This is a genomic window from Niallia sp. Man26, from assembly GCF_022049065.2.
Taxonomy (GTDB): Bacteria; Bacillota; Bacilli; order Bacillales; family Cytobacillaceae; genus Niallia.
In genome coordinates this window covers 2,099,866-2,123,520 of record NZ_CP095743.1, presented here as the reverse complement: position 1 = coordinate 2,123,520, position 23,655 = coordinate 2,099,866, and the positions used below count along the sequence as shown (strand labels likewise).

Here is a 23,655-nt window from a genome sequence, read left to right as displayed (position 1 = left end):
AAGAAGCTCATGAAGGCATTTGCCTAACATGAGCTTCTTTTTTTATTCCTTGTCATCCTTTGGCAGCAGATGTCTGTATGGAACAGGTGATGCCAGTACAACCGAAGTATTGATGGTGCCAAACGGTATTAACCGGTCGACCAATATCCGCATGCCATCAATTCCAGATACAGCAGCCTTTATTGTATAACTAATCGGTCCAGTCACACGGTGACATTCCAATATATCCGCTTCTGTCTTAATAAACTCCTCAAACTTATGGGGATCTTCCTTCAGTTCACTTATTTGAATGAACAGAAGTGTTTCCCTGCCAAGCTTTGCAGGAGAGACTCTTGCTGTGAATTCAAGAATAATTCCTCTTTCTTGCAGGCGGAGGAGGCGTTCTGATACGCTTGGCCGGCTTAAAGAAAGCTGTTTAGAAAGATCGCTTACCGTTATTCTTCCATCCTCCTGCAATAATTTTAATAATTGCACGTCTACCTTATCCATTTTTAACTCCTTTGCAAATTGAAATTATATATAGATTATTCGCTTCATTTTTAAGGTTAATTTTGTTTAATATATGCTTTTTGATATGTAAAAATGCTCCTTCTTATTCTATCATTAAATATGTAACATAACCACCAAATTTACCTGTGAATTTTGGCGATTTCGCCATCCTCTCTCATACCCAACTCAATATTTTATCATATTAGGAGTGTTTTGTTTGAAAAAAATATTAATCATGATTGCCGGCTGTTTCTTTACATCATTAGGCTTGTATGTGCTCAAAAGCTCTTCCCTTGTGACGGGCGGAACGGCAGGCTTAAGCTTAAGTGCCTCTTATTTAATGCCCATTTCGTTTGCGGTTTTGTTCACGGTCATAAATATTCCGTTTTATGTGTTGTCCTATAAAAAAATGGGCAAACAATTTACATTTTCAACGATTTTGGCAGTAACAACAGTCACTGTATTATCATCCCTGATTTCTGCGTATTTCCCGCCTCTAACTTTTCATCCGCTCATCGGTTCAGTTGTCGGAGGAATCATTATTGGAGCAGGTGTTGTTGTTCTATTTATGAATGGCTCATCCCTAGGAGGAGCACAAATTCTCTCCATTACACTGCAGAAGCAGTTTAACTGGAATATGGGAAAAACAAACTTTATTTTTGACACGGTAGTTATTCTTATTGGCATGTACAGTATTGGGGTTGTGAGAGGCTTATACAGTATATTATCTGTGCTAATTGTGTCTACTATGATGAGCTTCTTTAAGGAACAAATAGCAAAACGCAATAATAAGACTACTGTAAAAGTATCAAAAAAGGAACCGATATTGGAAACAAGTACTATGTAATAAAGGGAAAAAGCACCTTTAGCAGGCTCTTGAAAAAGTCTACCTAAAGGTGCTTTTTTTTGTTTCAAGGCAGTTTTAGAAGTGTAACATCACTGTGACACGCCTCTAAAAATCATTCTTTCTCCTTACTAAGGATTAGACCTCTTATTAAAACAGTCTACACATTTACGCTTAAGGGATTTTTAAAGTTTGTACTTCTTTTTCTAAATAATAGATTCCCACTCGAATATTTTGCTTATGGTTTCCGAAGTGCTCCCCGAAAAGAGTGAGCCCTCCTACTTTTTCTGAATCTTGTTCGACTGCAACTTTAAGTGTTAAAAATGGTGATTGATCTAATTGGATGTCATCGATAGTTACACTAGATAAAGCCTCTCCATCAATACCTGTATCGATTTTATTGATGCGAATTGTTTTCAGCAGGCCATACTGACTGAATTTATCATTCCACCAACTTGGGGTATATCGACCTCGCACATCTGAAAAGTTTCCTGGGACTGTATAAGTACCAAGTTTTACACCGTTTAAATAAAAAGTAATATCACTTGGCCAAACATTGTTAGATAAAGGGAATTCGGAAGCTAATTCCATGCTGATTTCTACCATTTCTGGTATTTGGTTAGGACCTAGGAGATTTGGGATTTTATATTCTACAAATCCTTCTGACAACCATAGGAGCTGTGTATCAACCCTTTTTGTATCCATAAAATATTTAGGGTCATCTGGCTTGCCGATTATTTCCGTTTCTGATGCAATTCCACATGTTGGTTTTGCTTGGAAATCCGTATAATGGCCAATCTTTAAATCGGTTAAATGCAGGGAATATTCTTTAAATATTTTCTTAGGAAAATGTATGTCAATATTATCTACTGCGAGCTCCACTATTTTTTGTAACCCTGACTTACCAGCAGTTCTAATTGATTTTACAATCCCAGCTTCTTCTAGCTTCTGCACATGGCGTGTAACGATAGCTGGACTTATATTTAATTGTTTAGCTAAATCTGAAATATTAGCTTGGTTAACCGCTAATAGTTCGATAATCTCGATGCGCGTTTCACTAGCGAGAGCTTGATAAACATGGAAGTAATCTTTAGAAACCTGAATTTGCATAAATGCTCATCTCCTTAACCAAAAGATTAAATAGTTGCTTGTACTTTTATTGTAACATTACACATGTTTAACCTCAACAGAAAACTCTATAACACCTGATAAAATAACGTTGACAACGCTTTCTTTTGTTGTTAAATTAAAAATGTAAGACGAACATATTTATATATTTAACTATTCGGTTAAATATATAAATTAATCAAATGGGGAGGAAATCGGATGGGTACTTCAAAAAAACGGTGGAAGCTTTTAGGTGTGTTAGGTTTAGCAATTGGACTTATGGCAGGTTGTAGTAGTTCAGGTGCAAGTAGTAGCGCTAAAAATGAAATCACCTTTTGGAATCCGTTTACAGGGCCTGATGGGAAAAACATGCAAGCAATGGTAGATGAATACAACAAGACAAATCCAGAGTATAAGATTAAGAATATCTCTCTTAAAGAAACAGATATGTATACAAAAATTCCAACTATTGTGAACTCCGAAAAGAATATACCTGATTTAACAATTGTTCATGCAGAGCGTATTAAGCAGTTTAAAGACAATGATATGTTAACCTCTTATAATGATTTATTAACAGATTACCCAGAGATTAAAGCAGAAAATTATGTGCAAGAAGCTTGGAATATTGGAGAAATCGAATCTGAACGATATAGTATACCGCTAGATATACATACGTTTGGACTTTATTACAATAAAGACCTAGTGAATAAGTATTTGCCGACAGCGTTAGACGACAATATTGTGACATTTGCTGAAATAGAGCAAGTAGGCGAAGTTTCAAAAAAAGATAAGATTGCATCTATCGGTGTCTCTTGGTTAAAACCGAACTTTTTATCCCTGTATGCACAAAACGGTGGGGTTCTAACAGAGGATGGCATACAACCGACGTTAGATAATCAAGCAGCTCAAGATACGTTTAACTTGTGGAAGGAATTAGTGAAGACAGGATATACAACAAAGGATGGGGAAGATCCTACGCAAATGTTTTTAACAGGAAAAGTAGTCTTTTTGCCTGAAGGAATTTGGATGCAAAACCAAGTGAAGCAAAGCAAGATAAATTGGGGACTAACTAATGCACCGCAGGTATCTGATGACTTGTCAAAAACAGTTAACTGGTCTTCCTCCCATCAATTTGTCATGTTTAAAGATGAATCACGCAGTGATGAAAAAGCAAAAGGTGTAATGGAGTTCTTAAATTGGGTTAGAGACAATTCAATGGAATGGGCGAAGTCCGGGCAAAATCCTGCCACGTTATCACTGTTAGAAGAGGAAGAGTATAAACAGATGCCGCAAGCATTTTTCTTATCTACACCAGAGCAACAAGCAACTTTGAAAATTTTTGATTATAAGTACAATGGCTATGTTTCAGAAGCGCTTGATGCTCAAGCAGGCGATGTAGTTTTTGGAAAGCTGGATGTTGATAAAGCGCTTACGCAAATGCAAAAAGAAGTATCTGCGAAGGTTGAAAAAGATAAATCGAATAAATGATTTGGAGAAAATAGAAGGTAGAAGCTTACCTTTTGTATACAGCAGAAGGTAAGCTTTAACCATTGATATTTTGCGAGTTTAGTATATTTTTTCTATTCAAACATAGAAAAAAAGGGGGAGTGGAGCGATGGAAACTGTTCCTGCTACAAAACAAGTGAAGCAAGTCAAAAATAAGAGGTCCAAAAAAGTGTCTGTTACACCATGGATTTTCTTAACACCTCATTTGCTAATATTTGCTGTCTTTTTCTTGATTCCTGTTTTCTTTGGTATCTATATATCTTTTACAGAATGGGATTTAATAAGTTCCCCTACGTTTATTGGCCTTGATAATTATAAGGAAATATTACTGCAATCTGATTCTATCTTTTATGAACAGCTACATACAGGCTTGAAGAATACGTTTTTATTCGTGCTTTTTGTTGTACCGTTTTGTATCCTTGTGCCATTATGCCTTGCAGCAGCTTTAAATACTAAACCTGCTTTTTGGAAGTTCTTTCAATCACTTTTTTATTTACCATCTTTATTCGCGATTTCTGCGGTCGTGATTATTTGGACTTTAATGTTCAACGTCACATATGGCCCAATAAATAATATCCTGAATTTAGAAACGGTATGGACAGGAACACAACCCTATGCATGGATTGCATTAGTAATTTTAACTGTTTGGTGGTCTATCGGCGGCAATATGATTATTTATCAAGCAGCATTAAATGGCATTGCTAAAGATTTATATGAAGCTGCAGATATTGATGGAGCATCACCATTTCAGAAATTCATTAAAATCACACTTCCTAGTATAAGAGGACAAATTCTTTATACCGTAGTAATTACTACTATTGCACACTTTAATGTATATGGACAGCCGCTAATGCTTACAGGTGGAGGGCCGACTGACTCGACAAGGGTTCTCTTAATGGATATTCAGCAAAATGCATTTGGTTCAGGCCAATCTATCGCAGGAATTTCATCAGCAATGGCAGTTATTCTAGGCGTGTGCATAATGGTTGTTGCATCCTTGCAGTTCTTTTTCTTAAGAGAAAGGAAGAATTAAAGTGAAGGAGGGTTTGAAATGAGTGGAAAGAGAGTTAATCCATTTCCAAAAATCATTGCATTTATCTTTTTGCTCGCGATGTCAGTTATTTGGGTTATACCTTTAGTATGGGGAATCGTAACTTCTTTTAAATCGGAAATTGAACTACAATCTGTTGGGTTTAAATTTCTACCAATCGAATGGGTGCTATCCAATTACACCTCTCTTTTAGTAGATAATGCAAGTACGCCGTTAGTGCGCTGGTTTACGAATTCCTTATTTATCTCCATTTCTCACACTTTATTAGTATTACTTGTTGTTACACTTTCTGCCTTTGCTTTTAGTAGATTAAATTTTAGAGGAAAGCATGGATTGTTTGCTTTTTTAATGGCAACGATGATGTTTCCGGCAGTAGTAAATTTAATTCCCCTTTATAAAATTATTGATCTATTAGGGTGGGTTAATTCTCCAATCGCCATGATCGTTCCTGGAGCTGCTGGCGTTTTTAATATTTTCCTAGTGAGACAATTTATGAATAATATACCAACAGAGTTTGATGAAGCAGCAAGAATGGATGGTGCGAATGATTTTCAAATATTATCAAGGGTAATTCTCCCTTTAATTAAACCAGTGCTGTTAGTCGTTTCCTTATTCTCTTTTACTGGTTCTTGGAATGATTTTTTATGGCCATCAATCGTGTTTAATGATGTGGAAAAAATGCCGATTACACCAGGGCTTCAATTGCTTCAAGGGATGTATCAGGCGCAGCCTACTTTATTAATGGCAGGAGCGATTGTTGCGATTGTTCCAACCTTCATTCTTTACTTATTTGCTCAAAAGTATTTCTTAGATTCTATGTCTCTATCTGCTGGAGTGAAAGGTTAATGAACAGAAGATTGGAAAGAAACTTAGTGAGAATAGCTGGGATTTGGCAGATAATTGATGGTTTATTTACGATCTTAGTGTATGGAACTTTGAAAAAAGTAGAAGGTGCAAATCTAATTGAAAACACGAGCTTTGCTTATATGAAAGCATTGGAATCAGTTGTTGGAAGTATCTATATATTTATCGCAATATTTGGATCCATTCTTATCGGAGTCGGCATGTTTAACTTGGTCTGTGCAAAAAAATATATTAAAGATGATCAAGTTCATGTAAAAGTGGCAGTGTGGTTTTTAGTATGTGGAGCTATGAGCTACATCATTATGGATATCATCAGTGTTGTCTTATACATGTCTGCTGGGATGATACTGTTGGCTAAAAACAAGTCTATCAAGAAGTTAATGATGAAAAGTAATCAACATATTGGAGGTATAAACTAATGAATGAATTACATCCTAATCCTCAGTTTAGAAGAGAGGAATGGTTTTCCTTAGATGGCAAATGGGATTTCGCCTTTGACGATGAGAAAGAAGGCGAAAAAAATAAGTGGTATGAAAAGTTTCCTAAGGGAACGGTGATTGAAGTGCCTTTCACTTATGAAACAAAGGCAAGTGGCATTCATCAAACAGAACATCATGAAATAGTTTGGTATGAAAGAACATTTAATATAAAGGATTTAGAGAAACACCCTATTCTTCATTTTGAAGGAGTAGACTATGAGGCGTTTATATATGTAAATGGTAAGCTTGCTGCACAGCATCAAGGCGGTTATCATGCATTTTCAGTAAATTTACAGGGGAAAGTTCATATCGGTGAAAATAAATTGAGTGTTAAAGTGTATGATTCAAAGGACTGTTCTCAGCCAAGAGGAAAGCAGAGGTGGCGAGAGGAGAACTTTGGATGCTGGTATGTACAAACAACAGGGATATGGAAATCAGTTTGGCTTGAATATGTTTCTCCTATTTATATAGAGCATGCAAAAATCACTCCTTTATTTGATGAACAAGAAATTCAGATTGAAATAGATACAAAAAATCTTCCGATTGAATCAGATGGATATACTGTAGAAGCAAAGATTCTTTTTGATGGAAGGTTTATTAATTCTTTTACTGCAAATATAATAGATGGTTCTGCTTCACTGCGGGGAAGTGTGCTGGAAAGAAAAGATCCTTGGACCATGAAACCTTGGAGTCCAGAGAACCCTCATTTGTATGATCTTCAGCTTCATTTATATAAAGGCAACGAATTACTTGATACAGTGCATTCTTATTTTGGCATGAGAAAGATATCAATAGAAGGAAATAAGATACTGCTTAATAATAGAGAATTATATCAACGCCTTATTCTAGATCAAGGCTACTGGCAGGATTCTGATATGACGCCGCCGAGTACAGAAGCTTTAGAGGAAGACATACAAAAAGTGTTAGAGCTTGGATATAACGGAGTTAGAAAACATCAAAAGGTAGAGGATTCTCGCTTTTTATATTTAGCAGATAAATATGGGTTGCTAGTATGGGTAGAAGTGGGCTCTACATATGCATTTAATGATGTAGCAGTTAAGAACTTCTCACAAGAATGGATGGAAATTGTGAAGCAAAACTACAATCATCCTAGTGTTATTACATGGGTTCCTTTCAATGAATCTTGGGGAGTTCACGATATTCATGTAAATAGGAAACAACAAGCATTTACCGAAAGTATTTATTATATGACGAAAACTTATGATCAAATGCGCCCTGTGATAACGAACGATGGCTGGGAGCATACCATTTCTGATATTATTACGCTTCATGATTATGAAGAATTCGGCAAAGCATTTACGAAACGCTATGAAAATAAAGAACATGTTTTATCAAATAAGATGCAATTCAACAAAGATTTCTATCCGTTTGCTGAAAATTATGCCTATAAAGGTCAGCCGATCATTATTTCTGAATTTGGCGGGATTGCTTTCCAAACAGAAGAAGGCTGGGGTTATGGAAATCAAGTGAAGGATGAGGAAGCGTTTTTCAAACGATTTGAAGAAATTCATTATGCGATTCAGGATTTAGACTATGTGGTTGGCTATTGTTATACACAGCTCACAGATGTACAACAGGAACTAAATGGGCTGCTTACTATTGATCGAAAGCCAAAAGTATCTGTCAGCAGAGTAAGCGAAGTAAATACAAGAAGACTGAAACCGTAGGAGGCAATATGAGTAGAGCAGAGTATCCAAGACCTCAATTTGTACGATCTGAATGGATAAATTTAAACGGCAAATGGCAATTCGAGTTTGATGATAAGAACGAAGGCTGGAAAGAAAAGTATGCTAATCAGGAGAAACTAACTAGAGAAATAAACGTTCCTTTTGTTTATCAATCGGAGTTAAGCGGCATAAATGACCGCACAATTCACGAATATATATGGTATAAAAAAGAAATAGAACTAGATCATCCACATGATAAGGAGACGTTATTACACTTTGGTGCAGTGGATTACTATTGTAAAGTTTATGTGAACGGGCAATTTGTTGGAGAGCACGAAGGGGGACATACGTCCTTTCATTTTAACATATCAGATAAGCTAGTTAAGGGAAAACAAACAATCACGGTTTTTGTGCATGATCCATTTGATGATGAAACCATTCCTCGTGGGAAACAGTTTTGGGAAAAGGAATCGAGGGGGATTTGGTACACCAATTCTACTGGTATTTGGCAAACAGTCTGGATAGAGCAGCTTGATAAAGAACATATTGAAAGTGTAAAGTTCACCTCTGATTTTGATCATGGCATGGTATCGATAGATCTTCTTATCAGTGATTTTACGAACTTAATAGAAGAAAATAGATTCTTAAACTACACTATTAGTTATAAAGATATCATGATTGCAGAGGATCAGATTAAGTTAAACAGTCATAATGTGAAAAGAGCAATTGATATCATGCAGAATAAAATATTTCGATCCAATTTCCATGATGCAGGTTTTGCGTGGACACCTGAAAATCCAAACCTTTTTGATGTAAAACTAGAATTGGTTAATGATGCTGGTCACGTACTTGATACTATAAAATCTTATTTCGGATATAGAAAAGTACATAGTGAAAATGGGATGGTGTTTTTAAATAATAAGCCATACTATCAAAAGTTAGTCCTGGACCAAGGTTATTGGCCAGAAGGATTATTGACAGCACCTTCAGCAAGTGATTTTAAAAGAGATATTGAATTAGCGAAAGAGATAGGATTTAATGGTTGTCGTAAGCACCAAAAAACAGAAGATCCCTTGTTCTTATATTATGCGGATACTTTAGGGTTCTTAGTATGGGGTGAGTGTGCTTCTGCTCCTGTGTATACAGAAAAAGCGGCTACGAGGCTTATGAAGGAATGGGTGGAAATTGTAGAACGAGATTATAATCACCCGTCCATTGTCACCTGGGTTCCGTTAAATGAAAGTTGGGGAGTTCCTAATATTCACGCTGACAAAAAGCAGCAACAATTCTCCAAAACAATGTATCATATGCTGCATGCTATTGATGGTACGAGGCTTGTCATCTCTAATGATGGCTGGGAAGCTACTACTACAGATATATGTGCTATTCACAATTATAATCATGGAAATCATGATGAAAAGGATAAGTATCGTTATTTTAAAGAAGCACTCTCTTCTGTTGAAAATCTATTATCATATGCACACGGTAAGTGGCAAGTTTATGCAAATGGATATTCTCATCAAGGCGAACCAATTATGCTGACAGAGTTTGGAGGAATAGGCTTTAAAGTGGATGATCAAAAAGGCTGGGGCTATACTTCGGTTGAAACGGTAGAAGAATATATCCGGGATTATCGGCGCATTATGGAGGCTGTCTACCAATCGAAAGGGTTATGGGGTTACTGTTATACACAGTTAACAGATGTGGAACAAGAAATAAATGGGATACTTACGTATAACCGCAAACCTAAATGTGATCTTTCTATTTTAAGGGAAATTAATAATCAATTTTACCCAAATAGACTTCCTGTAGTATTAAAACAGCGAAAAGATTGATTAGCTTAGTTATCTATCCATTATCTTGACTACCTCCTGAGTTTGATTATAAATCAGACTCAGGTTTTTTATATCTTCACTGCTAATTTTTTGTCGCCTTTTTAAAAGGAGAATTTTTTTGTTTAAATAAATTGACACTGATAATCATTTTCATTTACAATGAGAATAACCAAAAAAACAGATAATAAATAAGAGCTAGGAAGGTGTAATTATATGCAAAATCAATTCTTGGTAACTAAGCCGTTTCAATATATGGTAGAATGTACTTGTCCTAGACCTGACCATACATTTTTTATTGATTTACATAAAGGGGATATTATTACTGTTACAGATGAGAAGAAATATGTTGATTCTCTAGGTTGGCTGATGCTTGTAATGATCAATGATTATACTGTATATATGTTTGTCCAGGAGCTGGAGGATTTCATTAACGAAGAAAAAATCGTTTCCATTATCGATATGGAATTAAAACGCAACTATCTTCAGTTTAAGGTAAATGAATCATTGGATAAAATGGATAAAGAAAGTTTTGAGCTATATGCTAAAGACTTGGCTAAGATAAAGGAAATGACCGAAATCGGTGCATTATCATAATAGACAGAAAATGGTCTGGCAGTATGCCAGGCTGTTTTTTTATATGTCAGTACCGATTGTTTGCAAACAGCTGTTTAGAGGACTACAATAGAGGCGTACAAAACATTCGAAAGATGGAGGCAATACAATGAAAGTTAAAGTAAACAGACATGCAGCGAAAGTCATGAAACAAATGCTGAGCAAAGCGGATGAAGGTGAAATGCTGCGTGTATACATAACAGAACATCATGGAAACCATGCTCATTATGATCTTAAGCTGGACAAGCAGACAGAAAATGATGAAGTGGTAGAATCAGATAAAGAAGTTGCGGTCCTTTTAGATACACGAGACAGTGAGTTCTTAGACGGTATCTGGATTCAATACTTCCATATGCCAGAGCCAGGATTTGTTATTTACAATCCAAACAAAGAAATGCATAGCCATTAAAAAAAACGGGGGAATCCCCGTTTTTTTATTTCTTATCTAAGGATGATAGGCTTTGAATCAGGTCATCTTTAATGATCGTCCACCACTCACGATTGTTGATAAATTGCTGAACCATTTCCTTTATGAATGCTTTAAAAGCAGCGTCATAGTCTGGAGAGTCTTTAGCAGGCACGTCTTTTTTCAGGACATCCACTTCTTTTTGAATAATTTCTGCTCTAGGTCCCCATCTGCCGATTAACTCATCATTTTCATCGAGGAAGATGATAATTGGAATCGAGCGTGCAGTTCCATTTGTCAAAAATTGATCCATTAATTCCAGATTATCATCTCTGATTAAAAATCTTGTCTCGATTAACGCTTCATTAGCTAAGCGCAAAAAGATAGGCACATTGACCATGGCATCCCCGCACCAATCTGCACTAAGAATTATAGCCTTCATTCCTTTTGATTGCAGACCCTGCAGATTTTTCATATCTTGTGCTGGTACAGAGAATTCATTATAAACCTTTAAAAGATTCTCTTTATTCACCTGCATGCTGGATATGTACTGATGAGAAGACATTCCTTTATCAAACCAAACTTTAAGATTACTCAATTTAACACTTCCTGTTCTAATTATATTGGCTGAGCATAAGTTAATTTTACTAAAAATAAGACCAAGATAGTAATTATTAGCATTGCATCTGTACGAAACTTATTTACTAATGAAAAAGATTCCTTTAAAGAAGGAAAAACACTCCCCGAACAAGAATTATTGGTATAAGACAAATTGATGTGCAAATAATGTAATGAAAGGTATAATACAAAAAATGGTGAAGTTTGAAAACGGTTAACTAAGAAATTATTCCCATTTTCCGTGTGATCTATACAAAAATTAGATTAATTTTATTAAACTAATCTTTTCTATCTATTAATACTTGCGAATTCTTAATGAATTTTTGAAAGAATAGTGATAGGATTAAGATATCGAATCGATAAATATTATTTAGATTAAGGGATGGTAATCTAATGACAACAAGACTAAAAGTTAACGAAAGCAGTTCATCCTTACGCAGGGATGTTAAGCGACTAGGAATCATACTTGGTGAAGTGCTTGTGCATCATGGCGGGCAAGAACTTTTGCAAAAAGTCGAAACAATCCGTAAATTAGCGAAGGAACTGCGCAACAATTATAATGATGGTACATATCAAGAACTGAAAAAAGAAATGGAAAACTTAGAAAGACCGATGAGAAGGCAGGTTATCCGTGCATTCTCTAAATACTTCCACTTAGTGAACGTGGCAGAGCTTAATCACCGTATCAGAAGAAGAAGAGAATATCAGCTGCAGGAAAATAATCTTGTTCAGCCTGCATCAATTGAAAGTGCCATTCAGGCATTTAAGAGTAAAAACCTGACTGAGGATGCTATTCAAAATGTCCTTGATACTTTATCATTGGAGCTGATTATTACAGCGCATCCGACGGAGTCGACAAAGCGGTCTATTCTTGAAATTCAGAAGAGAATCGCAAACCTTCTGAAACAGCTTGATAATCCAATGCTTACAAGAAAAGAGCGTAAGCAAATTGATCAGGAGCTGTTTGAGGAAATTACGATTATGTGGCAAACAGATGAGCTCCGTTTAACGAGACCGACAGTAATGGATGAGGTTCGAAATGGTTTATATTATTTCGATCAGACATTGTTTGATGTATTGCCAGAGATTCATCAAGAAGTACAGGATGCTCTTCATGAGAATTATCCTACGTACAACTGGAATGTGCCGAACTTCCTGACATTCGGTTCATGGATCGGCGGAGACCGAGATGGAAATCCAAACGTAACTCCAGAAGTGACATGGCAAACACTTCATAAGCAAAATAAGCTTGTTCTTAAAAAATATACAGATGCAGTCATTGAGTTAATGAAAAGATTCAGCCATTCTACGAACAGAATCAAAGTAAGCTCGAAGCTGATTCAATCAATCGTGGAAGAGGAACAGCTGTACTTAGATGAAGACACTAAATGGGCTGTTGAAACAGAAGTATATCGAAGAAAGTTTGCAGTCATTATTGAGCGACTGAAAGCTACTGGGAAATCAGAGAAAGGCTACACTGACTCTGAAGAACTGCTGAAAGATTTAATCTTAATTCAGGACAGCTTTGTGATCCACCAGCCGAAGGATCATGAACAAAAAGACTTACAGAAATTAATTCGCCAAGTGCGTTTATTCGGCTTCCACCTTGCGACATTAGATATTCGCAATCACAGTGGTGAGCATGAAGCAGCTATTTCGGAAATTCTGAAAAAGGTAGGAATTGCCGAGGATTACAGCAGCCTTGATGAAGAGAGCAAAATGAATATCCTTGAGTCTGTTTTGAAGGACCCGAGACCGATTTTGTTATTAAATGAGGATTATTCTGCACAAACACAGGAAATGATTAAAACTTTCCAGATGATTCGCAATGCTCACAAAAAATTCGGCAAGCGGTCAATCACAGTCTATCTTATCAGTATGACTCAATCTGCCAGCGATTTGCTTGAAGTGCTTGTTCTTGCAAAAGAAGCAGGAATCTACCGTCTTCATGCAGATGGTACAGTGGAAAGCCATTTAAATGTGGCACCGCTTCTTGAAACAATCGATGATTTAGTGGCAGGTCCTGATATTATGCAAACACTGTTTGAACTGCCTGTTTACAAAAATCATTTAATCCAGCATGAGAACCAGCAGGAAATTATGCTTGGTTATTCTGACGGAAGTAAAGACGGCGGAACATTGACTGCCAACTGGAAGCTGTATAAAGCCCAAAGAGAAATTCATGAAATGGCAAGCAGATATAAAATAGGCCTTAAGTTCTTCCATGGTCGCGGTGGTTCTCTCGGCAGGGGTGGCGGTCCGCTGAACAAGAGTATCTTGTCCCAGCCGGCTGAGACACTTGGAGATGGTGTGAAAATTACAGAACAAGGGGAAGTATTATCTTCTCGCTACTTGTTGGAAGACATTGCCTTCCGCAGTCTCGAGCAAGCTATTTCGACCTTGCTGAAAGCTTTTGCGCATATCTCTAATAATGAGCTAGATCAAACGGAAAAAGACAAATGGGAAACAGCGATGGAAGACATTTCTGCGATCTCGTTGAAAAAATATCAGTCATTAGTGTTCTTTGATGATGATTTTATGACATATTTTAAAGAAGCAACACCTTTGAATGAGATTGGCAACTTGAAAATAGGGTCAAGACCGATGAGTCGAAAAAGCAAGCAAACATTTGAAGATTTACGCGCCATTCCATGGGTATTTGCTTGGACGCAAAGCCGCCAGCTATTGCCGGCATGGTATGCAGCGGGAACTGGTCTTCATGAATTCGCAGATAGAAACACAAGCAACATCGGTATCTTAAAAGAAATGTACCAAAAATGGCCATTCTTCCGTTCCACAATCGATAATTTGCAAATGGCATTAATGAAAGCAGACTTAACAACAGCAAGAGAATATTCATCACTTGTTGAAGATGAGTCAATTGGCACAAGAATTTATGAAAACATTAAAGAAGAATATAATAAGACAAAAGCCATTTTACTTGAAATTTCTGGAGAGGAAGAGCTGTTGGATCATACACCAACGATTCAGGAATCTGTCTATAGAAGAAACCCGTATGTAGACCCACTGAATTTCTTCCAAGTAGAGCTAATTAAACAGCTGCGTGATCAAGAAACACCAGATCCAGAGCTGCTGAATCAAGTGCTGCTTACAATCAATGGAATTGCTGCTGGCTTGCGTAATACAGGCTGATATAATAAAAACGCTCAGATTTTTCTGAGCGTTTTTTTGTGTATATCAAAGCTGTTACTTTATTGGTATTACGTCTTGCGGCAAAGCATCCTCCTGTATCCATTTTTCAATCATTTGATTAAAGAAAGTAGGATATAACAGGGATACTCCGTGACCGACGTCTCGGATAATGATCCCAGTACAATTTGAATTATTTAATACTATATCTGTTGCTGATTTTTTCATTACTGCCTTTTCTCTTTCACCAACAGAAACTAATATTTTGCTCTTTGCTTTTTTGAAATTTTCAGGGATTTCAAATGACATATTTTCTTCTAATATTCTAACAAGAGCATCTGATTTCATTTGAGAAATTTCCTTATAATAGGTTGCAAAGTACTCTTTATCAATGTAAAGTGCTTTCGCTTGAAGCTTTGCAAAAGATTGATTTCTAACTAAAGGAAAGGTTAATTTTATCGTAGGTTTAATCATCCTTTTAACAAAAGAATTAGGTCTTACTAATGCACTGTTTATGACCGCATAATGAATTAAATTAGGTTTCATACTTAACATTTGTATCGTTACCTGTGCACCTAGGGAAAATCCAATCACGATTATTTTTTTACCATTCGCGATTTTTTCTATCAAGTCATTTATTTTTTCTGCACTTGTTTGAATGGAAAAATTCAACTCACAATCGTTCTCCCCATGTTCTGGCAAGTCAATTGTCAGGCAATGATAATGACTGAAATATGGAGTTTGTTTATCCCACATCCAGCTACTTACTCCACCTCCGTGCAAAAATACCATCAATGAAGCGTTCTTATCCCCATACTCTTGGTAACGTAAACACAAAAAACTCACCTCACTTTTTTCTGTTTGATCCTATTAAGTAAACGGTGTTGCCTCGTTGAAAAACAGTTCCATCATTATTAACTATATTTTAGAAAAAAAAAACAATTCTTTTCTTTTATAATTGGCTAAAGTTTAAAAGACAACAAAAAGGAGACACCAATCACTGTTTGAATGTGTGTCTCCAATTATGCTGTTATTTAGTAGCAAACTCGTTTGCACTTTGCTGTTTCTTAATTTAACTTATTTTTTAAATGGAGCTAAAAACTCTTCCACTTGCTCTGGTGTTTTTGCGTTAGCGCTGTGCAAATGGCCGATTTTTTCACCGTCTTTGAAGACAAGCAGACTTGGAATACCCATAACATCATACTTTTCTGCTAGTTCAGGCAGTTCGTCTTTATTGAGGCTGAACCATTTTTTGTCTGCATTTTCCTCGATGATCTCCCCAATGAACATATCCATTCTTGTGCAGTCAGGGCACCAAGTCGTGAAAAATTTAACAATATTTGTTTCGCCATTATTGATAATCTCGTTGAATTCCTCTGTTGTACTGATTTGTTTCATGATACACCTCTTAGCAATATTTTATACTAGCCACAAAAGCTACTAACGCCATTATACACTAAATATTAAATATTTCCTGTTTGCAGAACTGAAATTATTTACACAAAAATACCATCTGTATTTCTCCTGTAAATTGAGAAACTAAAAATAAAAAGAAAGGAGAATTCCAATGCTAAAAAATACTTTAAAAACAGTTTTAACAATGAGTATGGCTGTAGGTATGCTTGCAGCTTGTAGTCCAGACCCTGATGATATGGATACTACCAACAATATTAACGAAACAGGCCAGATTTCGAACCTGAAAACGGACACAAACAGCAACCGTTATCCACATACACAACCGATTAAGATTCAGGATGCGAAATATGAGTTCAGAATAGTGAATCGCGGTGCCGTGCCGAATGGAAATGCAAATGGAAACACAAATGCTAATACAAATAATGCAACTGCGAATCAAAAGACTCAAAATCCGACTACAAATAACATCCAACAATCACAGCCAGCGCCTGCCCAGCCTGCACCAGCACAACCGTCAGCTAAAAAGGCAGCTGAAATTGCCGGTGAAAATAAAGGCTCTAGTGAATACGTGGACGCTGTTATTAGCTTAACAAATAAAGAAAGACAAAAAGCTGGACTATCTGCGCTAACAGCGTATCCGGAATTAAATGATGTAGCCAATGTAAAAGCACAAGATATGAATGAAAAAGGCTATTTTTCTCATACAAGTCCGACATATGGATCACCATTCGACATGATGAGAGATTTTGGCATCAAGTATAAGTCAGCTGGTGAAAACATTGCCCAAGGACAAAGAACACCAGAAGAAGTCGTTAACGCATGGATGAACAGTGAGGGACACCGTGCTAATATTCTCAGCAAAGATTTCAGTCATATAGGTGTAGGTTTTGAAGAAACTGGTCATGAATGGGTTCAAATGTTTGTAAAAAAATAAGTGCAATGAATTAAAAAAGGGACATCTTCATTGGGAGATGTCCTTTATAATCAATATTTTTGATATCTTCCACTTGAATTAATACTGTCAGCTATACTATAGTATAAAAATATGACGTGACGATAATTTTTTGTCATAAATGTTGCCTAAGTGTAATATAATAAAAAGTATGTGTAAAATGGCAATGTGTCAGTTGATTGTAAAGAGGAGGATACAAATGGCTGCTACGAAAATTAATATTGCACCAGTAGAGAACAAATACATAAAACTAAACATGTCCGTTTCGGATATGGATAAGGAAAAGCTAGTAGATTTGGGAGATTCCTTTTTGCTGAAAATGAACAAGAAGAGCAAGAGCGGAAATGAATTGTATTTTTCCGTGTTATTTGCCAAAAAAATGATGAATAAGCCTTCTAGAACGTCGAATCCATCAGTAGCCATCACGAAAACAAAAAATTTAATTACAGTTGAACTTACCGTTATGCTTGAACTTGATTCAATTGCGCATAATGAAGGATTCTATTGGATTAAAACAGAAAATGCAGCATCTCCTGCATTTGAACTTTCCTATAAAATGAATGAAAGCTATTACGATAAAAAGGTAACGAGTGTAATGGCTGAAAATGAAACGGAAACAGAGCAAGTTGACTAAAAAAGAGCGATACCTTGTATTTCGGGTATCGCTCTTTTTTGCTTATTCTTCTATGAGACCAAGCGTTTTTAAGCCATTATAAATACCAGAATCACTTACAGAGGTAGTGGTATGTTTTGCATAAGCAAACAGCTTTTCATGAGCATTACCCATGGCAAAGCCTTCGCCAACAACAGACAGCATTTCTTTATCGTTCATGCCATCACCAAAAGCAATCGCGTTCTTCGCATCGATATTCAGCCTTTTTAATACGGTACTAATGGCCATTCCTTTATTTACTTTGTCACTGATTACATCATAGGAGTGGCGAAAACCTTCGATATTCACTTGGGATAAATGAATCTCAGGGAAACCTTCATACAGATGAATATCCTCTTCGTTCAAGTTCATGACCGTAATGCCTAATATATTTGCTTTTTCATCTTCCGTGTACTGCTTATTGCTTCTTAAATGGAATTTCTTGCAGAATTGCTTTGTTACTTCACTGTCTGGATTAGAGAGGAGATTATGGCTGCTTGTGTAAAGCACAAGCTCATTGTTTTTTTCAGCAGCGATTTTTATGTATAAGTCCACTAAATTTGGATCCATTGGGCTTTTCACAATGTCTTGCCCGTCGTAAATAGCTAAAGCGCCATTATAGCCGATGAAAGAATTAATTTTTAATATTTCTCCTATATCTGCTATTTCATGAAGCGGTCTGCCTGTTGCCAAGAATATTTCAAGTCCTTTTTCCTTCATCAGTTTGACTGCGGTTTTAGTTGACTCTTGCATCGTGTCATCAGGCTGCAGAATAGTGCCATCAATATCTAGAAATAATGCTTGGAAATTTGCCATTATGTCCTCCAGTTGTCAATTTTAGAAAATGCTCATATGAGAACATTCTAACATAAAGGCAAGAAATAGAAAAAGACCAGGAGGGCTCCTGATCTAAAAGTTACAGAGAACATTATTTATGCCAAATTTTCCACCATGTTTTTTTAGGAGGTTCGGCTACAGCCGTTTGTCTGAATGACTGGACAAGCTCCTGAAAGCTTTTTTCTCTGTCTTTAATATCCTTAGACATTTGCTCACGCTCTACTTGGATAGCCTCCATCAGCATCCGATCATTTTTATGAAGCTGCTCTACCGTTTTGTTGATTTCACTGTTTGATTTAGACAGATGATCCATCATTGCTTTAATTTCTTTAGTAGAGGTAGTTGCTGCTGTCCATTGCTTTGAATAGGTTTTTCTTTCTGCTTTTGAAATTTGCGACAGCTTTCTAATATTAGTTTTAATGGATTCATAGTCGTCCGTTGTTTTTTGTGTGCTTGTATGTACGATTTCTGCGATATGCTCCATCTCTTCTTTGGCAGCATCCTTGTGGTCAGCAAGTGCACTTGACAGTTTTTCAATCGTTTCTGTTTTGCCTGCTTGTATTTCTGTTGAGATTGTTTCAAGCACCTCTTGTTTAATGCCGTTGCGTATTTCTTGCTTCACTTCATGAAGAAAATCCTGTTTATATGTTTCTAAAGACGAGAGCAATACTTGAAGCTGATTATCATCCTCTGTATTTCTGTCTATTTTCGTTATTAAATCATCATTATGAATGATTTGAATCTCATTAGCAGCAGCTTCTTCTAAGACAGGTGGTGTCATTTCTTTAGTCGCCACGTCTTGTTCTTGCTTTGCTTCCTTAGGCTGAAGAATCATACTTAGTGTTTTTTTAACTTCTGTCGTATTTCGCTTTTCAGCATAAAGATTCTTTACTTCCAGCAGTAGGGAAAGCTCTTTGTCTGTATAAAAACGTGCTCCGTTTTTTGTACGAGGAATAACTAGCAGCTCTTTAAATTTATTTTCCCATTGCTTTAATGTTTTCGGACTTGTCGTCAGCTTTTGAGATGCTTCATGAATAGAATAAATGTTCATATTATACACTCCTTAAGGTAGGTTGAATAGAAAAAAAGATAAATTTATAAATGGCTATGCTTACCAATTACATAGTGCAGTGCTAATTTCCTGCAAGAAGACAAAAGCTATCAAAACCTCTTAATAGTAGACATATTTCAGCAAGCTTCAAACCTGCTCATAAAAGTGTATGGGTAGTTTTGGGCGTTTTGGAGAAGAATAAGGGAAATACCCTTAAAATGGGAGCATCCGAGGTGGTCAGCCTGTGAGAAGACGATTTATTCTTTTGACTCTGGTGTTCATGCTATTGCCATTTCACCATTCAGAGGCAGAGGAACTACATAATCCAATTAAAGCTAAATTGAAAATACTACAAACAACCGACATCCATGCAAATATTCTAGATTATGATTATAAAAATAATAACAGGACAATTGAGTATGGTTTAAGCAGAACAGCTTCTCTTATTCAAAAAATCAGGTCACAAAACGAAAATACCTTGTTATTTGATGTAGGCGATATGATAAAAGGAAATGCTTTAGCAGACTTTATCGCCAAAAGTCCATTTCTTCCTGTTACAGACATTCACCCTGCTTACAAAACAATGAATTTATTACAGTATGACGCAGCAACAGTGGGAAACCATGAGTTTAACTATGGACTGGATTTTTTATTAAAGACTGTTTCAGGAGCTGATTTCCCAGTAGTGAATGCGAATATTTATATTGACGATCATAATCAAATGGCAGAGGATGACCTGCATTTTTTTAATCCTTATACAATCATGCCATATCCCATCAAGACAGAGGCTGGAACAGTCGAAACAATCAATGTTGGTGTCATAGGCTTACTTACGCCCATTGCAGCCGAATGGGACAAGGAATACTTCAAAGATAATCTCATCATTAAGAATATGAGCGAAACAGCTGCAGAGATTGTACCAATAATGAAAAAAGCGGGAGCTGATATTATCATTGCCCTTGTTCATGCAGGTCTTCAATCAGATGATGCCTTAAAGGATAAACGAGGCAATAATGTGGTGGATGTCAGCAAGGTAGAAGGAATTGATGTTTTGTTGTACGGGCATTCTCACAGTCTGTTTCCGAAAAAGGGCGAAAAAAATATAGAGGGTATTAATCACCAAGCTGGAACGATTAATAAAAAGCCAGCGGTGCAAGCTGGTTTTTGGGGAAATCATTTAGGCATTATTGATTTATCATTGGAAAAACGGGACAGCGTTTGGAAAATTGCAGCATCGAAATCACAGGCGAAGCCGATTATTCGCATCATAAACGGCAAAAAGGTACCCGTTGTTTCACCGTATCAACCAATTGAATATTTAATGGAGCCTTACCATCAAGAAACATTGGAGTATGTTAAAACCTTAAAGTAAGATACTGTAAGCAGGAAAATTGCTTCTCGGTAGGCAAACATACTATAGTGAAATAGAACGTAAAAGGAGGTCAGAAACGATGATGAAAACATTAAAAGATGCTAAATTTTCTGTCCTTGATTTATCGCCGATAACAGAAGGCAATACAGCAGCCGATGCCTTTCGAAACTCTTTAGACTTGGCTCAGCATGCAGAAAATTGGGGATATAACAGATATTGGGTTGCCGAGCATCACAGTATGCCAGGTATTGCCAGCAGTGCCACATCTGTCTTGATCGGATATCTTGCTGGAGGCACCAGCAAAATTCGCGTTGGAAGCGGAGGCATCATGCTGCCAAACCATGCACCACTAGTAATTGCCGAGCAGTTTGGGACATTAGAATCATTATATCCAAACAGAATTGATTTAGGGCTTGGACGTGCACCAGGGAGTGACCAGCTAACAGCAAATGCATTACGTCGAGGCGGGAAAGGTGATGGCAGTGATTTTCCGGAAATGTTAGAGGATTTAAGGAACTATTTAAAGCCTTACGAACAGACAGGCCTGCCTGTACGGGCGATTCCTGGTGAGGGATTGAATATTCCGATTTGGCTCCTCGGCTCAAGCGGATTCAGTGCAAAATTGGCAGGGGAACTAGGTTTGCCTTTTGCTTTTGCAAGCCATTTTTCACCAGATTATACCATTCCTGCACTACAAATATACCACCAACATTTCAGACCATCGAAAGACTTAGAAAAACCTTATGTCATGGTTGGAGCGAATGTGATCATTTCAGAAACGGAAGAGAGAGCAAAATATTTATCTACCTCCTCTCAGCAGCAATTTTTAAGCTTAATTAGAGGCAGACCGACACAGCTGAAGCCGCCAGTTGATAACATGGATGAAGTTTGGAGTCCTTATGAAAGAAATGTCGTTCAGCAGCAATTAAAATCCTCTATTATAGGGACTCAAGAAACGGTTGCCCAAAAGCTTGAGGCATTTCTAAATGAAACACAAGCAAACGAAATTATCGTCAATACGGCCGTGTTTGATCATCAAGAAAGACTAGAATCCTTCCGACTATTGAAGGAAATTGTCATGTAGCATTTGCTGTCTTTAGGTTATTGCTTGACTATATACCCGGATATGATTTATCTTTCTTACATGTGCTATACATGGAGGTTTTTTTTTGAAAACGACAATGGTTCTAAAAAATGCTGATAAAATTAATCAAATATTAAAAGATATAGTTAGTGACTCTTTTAAAGAAATTGAAGGGGAAGAGGTCTTGCTGTGTATGGAATGCTGTGACGTTGATCTATTTGTGACAGTGGACTCCCACGAAGAACTCCTCGATGCGATTAAAGAGAACTTCGAGCTTGATGAGTTCGGTGAGGTGCTCGATAATGACCAGTTTATTGCATTAATGAAAGAGCTTGATGAATATTATGTGCAGCTTCATATTGAATCTGGCTTTTATGACTATTTTCCAGCAGGAACTTATACTGTGAATGGTCAAGAAGAGGAAACAGAAACGGATATATTAGCTCCGAAAGGGATTTTTTACGCTCCATTTGAAGAGGCCGTAAAAGAGGATAAGTAAAAGAGGAAGGAGTTCCTTCCTCTTTTTTATGTAGTTTTTTGTTCATTGTCAGGTTCTTTCCATTTTAGAATGCCATCATCTTTATCGTACTCAATAATGACGTCTGATACCCCTTTTTCTTTAATAATCTGATCTTCAATCCGGTGTCGGATTAAATCAGCTTGTTCAACGGTTAATTTGCTATCGAGCTCAATGCTTAGCTCCACATGGAAATTCTCGCCTTCTTTATAAACAGAAACACCTTGAATGTCACGCACATCTGGATCAGCCATTGCAATAATGCCGATTCTGCCTTCCATTTCAGCATCACTTTCGCCAATTGCCCCAGCTGCGTTATCAAGAAATACTCGGCCAACTACAAAAAACATGAAAATCCCGATAATGATAGAGGCAAGCCCTTCTGCCTGATAGAATGGAGTGATTTGTGCGATAATAACAGCAGCCATCGCAAGTAGACCGCCGCCTGTTGCTACTAAATCTTCTAAAAACACGAGTTTTGTTGCTGGTTTTGCTTTTTTTAAATATAGAAAGCTGTCTTTAAATAGCCTTAAACCTCTAGAAGAGAGTCCTTCTTCGGCGACTATTTCTTTCATAGCTTTCATTAACACAAAGAACTCAAGTACAACAGCTAGAGCAAGTACGGAAATGTTGAGATAAAAACCCGTTGATTCTGTTGGATGGAAAAGATGATCAATTCCTTCACGAATGGTTTCATAGCTCATGATGCCTACAATCAGGACGGCAAATAACAACACGAGATTGACCAATCTGCCGAAACCTCCTGGAAAGCGTTTGGTCGGTGCTTTTTTGCTTAAGGCGGAACCGATAAACACAAAAAATTGGTTTGCTGCATCTCCGAGTGAATGCATGGTTTCTGCAAACATAGCAACGTTTCCTGTCAGCCCGAAAGCTGTCCCCTTAATAGCAGCAATCACTGTATTAATGACTGTTGCGTAAAGTGCCGATTTATTTCCGTTCCTTAGCAACCCAATAAAATCTTTCATTTTTTAACCCTCTCCTTGATTGTTCCAAAACAGTATACAGCTGCAGTTGTTTTATAAATACATGATTCCCAATAATCTACATACAATGCAATCCATTAGTTATGGGATGTAAACTAAAAAGAAGTCTGCCTAATAAGAC

The 23,655-nt window shown here is 36.8% G+C and carries 23 protein-coding genes; 15 read left to right on the top strand and 8 right to left on the bottom strand.

Going from position 1 to position 23,655, the window contains the following annotated elements:
- Positions 1 to 42: 42 nt before the first annotated feature.
- A complete protein-coding gene (locus L8T27_RS10700; protein ID WP_233313692.1) occupies positions 43 to 489 on the bottom strand; it encodes an Lrp/AsnC family transcriptional regulator in 447 nt (148 codons plus the stop codon).
- A 217-nt stretch (positions 490 to 706) separates the two neighbouring features.
- On the opposite strand from L8T27_RS10700, the gene L8T27_RS10695 reads away from it, so the two are divergent.
- Positions 707 to 1,336, top strand: coding sequence for a YitT family protein (locus L8T27_RS10695; protein ID WP_233313693.1), 630 nt, complete (start codon positions 707 to 709; stop codon positions 1,334 to 1,336).
- A gap of 171 nt (positions 1,337 to 1,507) precedes the next feature.
- Here L8T27_RS10695 and L8T27_RS10690 read toward each other — a convergent pair whose 3' ends face one another.
- Complete coding sequence (locus L8T27_RS10690) at positions 1,508 to 2,443, bottom strand: ArsR/SmtB family transcription factor (protein ID WP_233313694.1); 936 nt, start codon at positions 2,441 to 2,443, stop codon at positions 1,508 to 1,510.
- Between the two features lie 216 nt (positions 2,444 to 2,659).
- Between L8T27_RS10690 and L8T27_RS10685 the strand changes: the two genes are divergently transcribed.
- From L8T27_RS10685 to L8T27_RS10650, 8 genes are all read left to right on the top strand, one after another.
- The gene (locus L8T27_RS10685) at positions 2,660 to 3,928 is read left to right on the top strand and encodes an extracellular solute-binding protein (protein WP_233313695.1); all 1,269 of its coding nucleotides are present in this window, start codon (positions 2,660 to 2,662) and stop codon (positions 3,926 to 3,928) included.
- A gap of 127 nt (positions 3,929 to 4,055) precedes the next feature.
- Positions 4,056 to 4,979, top strand: a complete 924-nt coding sequence (locus L8T27_RS10680) for a carbohydrate ABC transporter permease (RefSeq protein WP_237941508.1) — start codon at positions 4,056 to 4,058, stop codon at positions 4,977 to 4,979.
- 18 nt (positions 4,980 to 4,997) lie between these two features.
- Positions 4,998 to 5,843, top strand: a complete 846-nt coding sequence (locus L8T27_RS10675) for a carbohydrate ABC transporter permease (protein ID WP_237941507.1) — start codon at positions 4,998 to 5,000, stop codon at positions 5,841 to 5,843.
- Entirely contained in the window at positions 5,843 to 6,280 is a 438-nt protein-coding gene (locus tag L8T27_RS10670) for a hypothetical protein (protein WP_233313698.1), read from the top strand. Before L8T27_RS10675 ends, L8T27_RS10670 begins: the two co-directional genes overlap by 1 nt.
- Positions 6,280 to 8,028, top strand: coding sequence for a glycoside hydrolase family 2 protein (locus L8T27_RS10665; RefSeq protein ID WP_237941506.1), 1,749 nt, complete (start codon positions 6,280 to 6,282; stop codon positions 8,026 to 8,028). Before L8T27_RS10670 ends, L8T27_RS10665 begins: the two co-directional genes overlap by 1 nt.
- 8 nt (positions 8,029 to 8,036) lie before the next feature.
- A complete protein-coding gene (locus L8T27_RS10660) occupies positions 8,037 to 9,863 on the top strand; it encodes a glycoside hydrolase family 2 protein (RefSeq protein WP_237941505.1) in 1,827 nt (608 codons plus the stop codon).
- A 213-nt stretch (positions 9,864 to 10,076) separates the two neighbouring features.
- Positions 10,077 to 10,457, top strand: coding sequence for a hypothetical protein (locus L8T27_RS10655; RefSeq protein ID WP_233313701.1), 381 nt, complete (start codon positions 10,077 to 10,079; stop codon positions 10,455 to 10,457).
- 127 nt (positions 10,458 to 10,584) lie between these two features.
- Positions 10,585 to 10,884 (top strand): iron-sulfur cluster assembly accessory protein, encoded by a 300-nt coding sequence (locus L8T27_RS10650; protein WP_233313702.1) that lies wholly within the window; start codon positions 10,585 to 10,587, stop codon positions 10,882 to 10,884.
- A gap of 25 nt (positions 10,885 to 10,909) precedes the next feature.
- Here L8T27_RS10650 and L8T27_RS10645 read toward each other — a convergent pair whose 3' ends face one another.
- Positions 10,910 to 11,479 (bottom strand): thioredoxin family protein, encoded by a 570-nt coding sequence (locus L8T27_RS10645; protein WP_237941504.1) that lies wholly within the window; start codon positions 11,477 to 11,479, stop codon positions 10,910 to 10,912.
- Between the two features lie 413 nt (positions 11,480 to 11,892).
- Between L8T27_RS10645 and ppc the strand changes: the two genes are divergently transcribed.
- Positions 11,893 to 14,652, top strand: coding sequence for a phosphoenolpyruvate carboxylase (ppc, locus tag L8T27_RS10640; RefSeq protein ID WP_237941503.1), 2,760 nt, complete (start codon positions 11,893 to 11,895; stop codon positions 14,650 to 14,652).
- A 54-nt stretch (positions 14,653 to 14,706) separates the two neighbouring features.
- Here ppc and L8T27_RS10635 read toward each other — a convergent pair whose 3' ends face one another.
- The gene (locus tag L8T27_RS10635) at positions 14,707 to 15,486 is read right to left on the bottom strand and encodes an alpha/beta fold hydrolase (protein ID WP_233313705.1); all 780 of its coding nucleotides are present in this window, start codon (positions 15,484 to 15,486) and stop codon (positions 14,707 to 14,709) included.
- Positions 15,487 to 15,726: 240 nt separating this feature from the next.
- Positions 15,727 to 16,047, bottom strand: a complete 321-nt coding sequence (locus L8T27_RS10630; RefSeq protein WP_233313706.1) for a thioredoxin family protein — start codon at positions 16,045 to 16,047, stop codon at positions 15,727 to 15,729.
- Between the two features lie 169 nt (positions 16,048 to 16,216).
- On the opposite strand from L8T27_RS10630, the gene L8T27_RS10625 reads away from it, so the two are divergent.
- Both L8T27_RS10625 and L8T27_RS10620 read left to right on the top strand, forming a co-directional pair.
- Positions 16,217 to 16,999, top strand: a complete 783-nt coding sequence (locus tag L8T27_RS10625; RefSeq protein WP_233313707.1) for a CAP domain-containing protein — start codon at positions 16,217 to 16,219, stop codon at positions 16,997 to 16,999.
- A gap of 217 nt (positions 17,000 to 17,216) precedes the next feature.
- Complete coding sequence (locus L8T27_RS10620) at positions 17,217 to 17,651, top strand: hypothetical protein (RefSeq protein WP_237941502.1); 435 nt, start codon at positions 17,217 to 17,219, stop codon at positions 17,649 to 17,651.
- A gap of 42 nt (positions 17,652 to 17,693) precedes the next feature.
- On the opposite strand, the gene L8T27_RS10615 is transcribed toward L8T27_RS10620, so the two are convergent.
- Both L8T27_RS10615 and L8T27_RS10610 read right to left on the bottom strand, forming a co-directional pair.
- The gene (locus tag L8T27_RS10615; protein ID WP_233313709.1) at positions 17,694 to 18,485 is read right to left on the bottom strand and encodes an HAD family hydrolase; all 792 of its coding nucleotides are present in this window, start codon (positions 18,483 to 18,485) and stop codon (positions 17,694 to 17,696) included.
- Between the two features lie 112 nt (positions 18,486 to 18,597).
- Positions 18,598 to 19,557 carry a MerR family transcriptional regulator gene (locus tag L8T27_RS10610; protein ID WP_237941501.1) on the bottom strand — a complete coding sequence of 320 codons (960 nt, stop codon included), beginning with the start codon at positions 19,555 to 19,557 and terminating at the stop codon, positions 18,598 to 18,600.
- A gap of 244 nt (positions 19,558 to 19,801) precedes the next feature.
- On the opposite strand from L8T27_RS10610, the gene L8T27_RS10605 reads away from it, so the two are divergent.
- The 3 genes from L8T27_RS10605 to L8T27_RS10595 all read left to right on the top strand — a co-directional run bounded on the left by L8T27_RS10605 (position 19,802) and on the right by L8T27_RS10595 (position 22,512).
- Positions 19,802 to 20,929, top strand: coding sequence for a metallophosphoesterase (locus L8T27_RS10605; protein WP_233313711.1), 1,128 nt, complete (start codon positions 19,802 to 19,804; stop codon positions 20,927 to 20,929).
- Positions 20,930 to 21,008: 79 nt separating this feature from the next.
- The gene (locus L8T27_RS10600) at positions 21,009 to 22,013 is read left to right on the top strand and encodes an LLM class flavin-dependent oxidoreductase (RefSeq protein ID WP_237941500.1); all 1,005 of its coding nucleotides are present in this window, start codon (positions 21,009 to 21,011) and stop codon (positions 22,011 to 22,013) included.
- Between the two features lie 85 nt (positions 22,014 to 22,098).
- Positions 22,099 to 22,512 carry a hypothetical protein gene (locus L8T27_RS10595; RefSeq protein WP_233313713.1) on the top strand — a complete coding sequence of 138 codons (414 nt, stop codon included), beginning with the start codon at positions 22,099 to 22,101 and terminating at the stop codon, positions 22,510 to 22,512.
- Positions 22,513 to 22,538: 26 nt separating this feature from the next.
- Here the strand turns inward: L8T27_RS10595 and L8T27_RS10590 are convergent, their stop codons facing one another.
- Positions 22,539 to 23,516, bottom strand: coding sequence for a cation diffusion facilitator family transporter (locus L8T27_RS10590; RefSeq protein ID WP_233313714.1), 978 nt, complete (start codon positions 23,514 to 23,516; stop codon positions 22,539 to 22,541).
- Between the last annotated feature and the right edge of the window lie 139 nt (positions 23,517 to 23,655).

Coding starts and splice junctions, on each gene's coding strand:
- L8T27_RS10660 (WP_237941505.1), top strand. CDS start 8,037: ATGAGTAGAGCAGAGTATCCAAGACCTCAATTTGTACGATCTGAATGG.
- L8T27_RS10625 (WP_233313707.1), top strand. CDS start 16,217: ATGCTAAAAAATACTTTAAAAACAGTTTTAACAATGAGTATGGCTGTA.
- L8T27_RS10630 (WP_233313706.1), bottom strand. CDS start 16,047: ATGAAACAAATCAGTACAACAGAGGAATTCAACGAGATTATCAATAAT.
- L8T27_RS10650 (WP_233313702.1), top strand. CDS start 10,585: ATGAAAGTTAAAGTAAACAGACATGCAGCGAAAGTCATGAAACAAATG.
- L8T27_RS10680 (WP_237941508.1), top strand. CDS start 4,056: ATGGAAACTGTTCCTGCTACAAAACAAGTGAAGCAAGTCAAAAATAAG.
- L8T27_RS10615 (WP_233313709.1), bottom strand. CDS start 18,485: ATGGCAAATTTCCAAGCATTATTTCTAGATATTGATGGCACTATTCTG.
- L8T27_RS10675 (WP_237941507.1), top strand. CDS start 4,998: ATGAGTGGAAAGAGAGTTAATCCATTTCCAAAAATCATTGCATTTATC.
- ppc (WP_237941503.1), top strand. CDS start 11,893: ATGACAACAAGACTAAAAGTTAACGAAAGCAGTTCATCCTTACGCAGG.
- L8T27_RS10690 (WP_233313694.1), bottom strand. CDS start 2,443: ATGCAAATTCAGGTTTCTAAAGATTACTTCCATGTTTATCAAGCTCTC.
- L8T27_RS10665 (WP_237941506.1), top strand. CDS start 6,280: ATGAATGAATTACATCCTAATCCTCAGTTTAGAAGAGAGGAATGGTTT.
- L8T27_RS10610 (WP_237941501.1), bottom strand. CDS start 19,557: ATGAACATTTATTCTATTCATGAAGCATCTCAAAAGCTGACGACAAGT.
- L8T27_RS10590 (WP_233313714.1), bottom strand. CDS start 23,516: ATGAAAGATTTTATTGGGTTGCTAAGGAACGGAAATAAATCGGCACTT.
- L8T27_RS10700 (WP_233313692.1), bottom strand. CDS start 489: ATGGATAAGGTAGACGTGCAATTATTAAAATTATTGCAGGAGGATGGA.
- L8T27_RS10655 (WP_233313701.1), top strand. CDS start 10,077: ATGCAAAATCAATTCTTGGTAACTAAGCCGTTTCAATATATGGTAGAA.
- L8T27_RS10620 (WP_237941502.1), top strand. CDS start 17,217: ATGGCTGCTACGAAAATTAATATTGCACCAGTAGAGAACAAATACATA.
- L8T27_RS10600 (WP_237941500.1), top strand. CDS start 21,009: ATGATGAAAACATTAAAAGATGCTAAATTTTCTGTCCTTGATTTATCG.
- L8T27_RS10670 (WP_233313698.1), top strand. CDS start 5,843: ATGAACAGAAGATTGGAAAGAAACTTAGTGAGAATAGCTGGGATTTGG.
- L8T27_RS10685 (WP_233313695.1), top strand. CDS start 2,660: ATGGGTACTTCAAAAAAACGGTGGAAGCTTTTAGGTGTGTTAGGTTTA.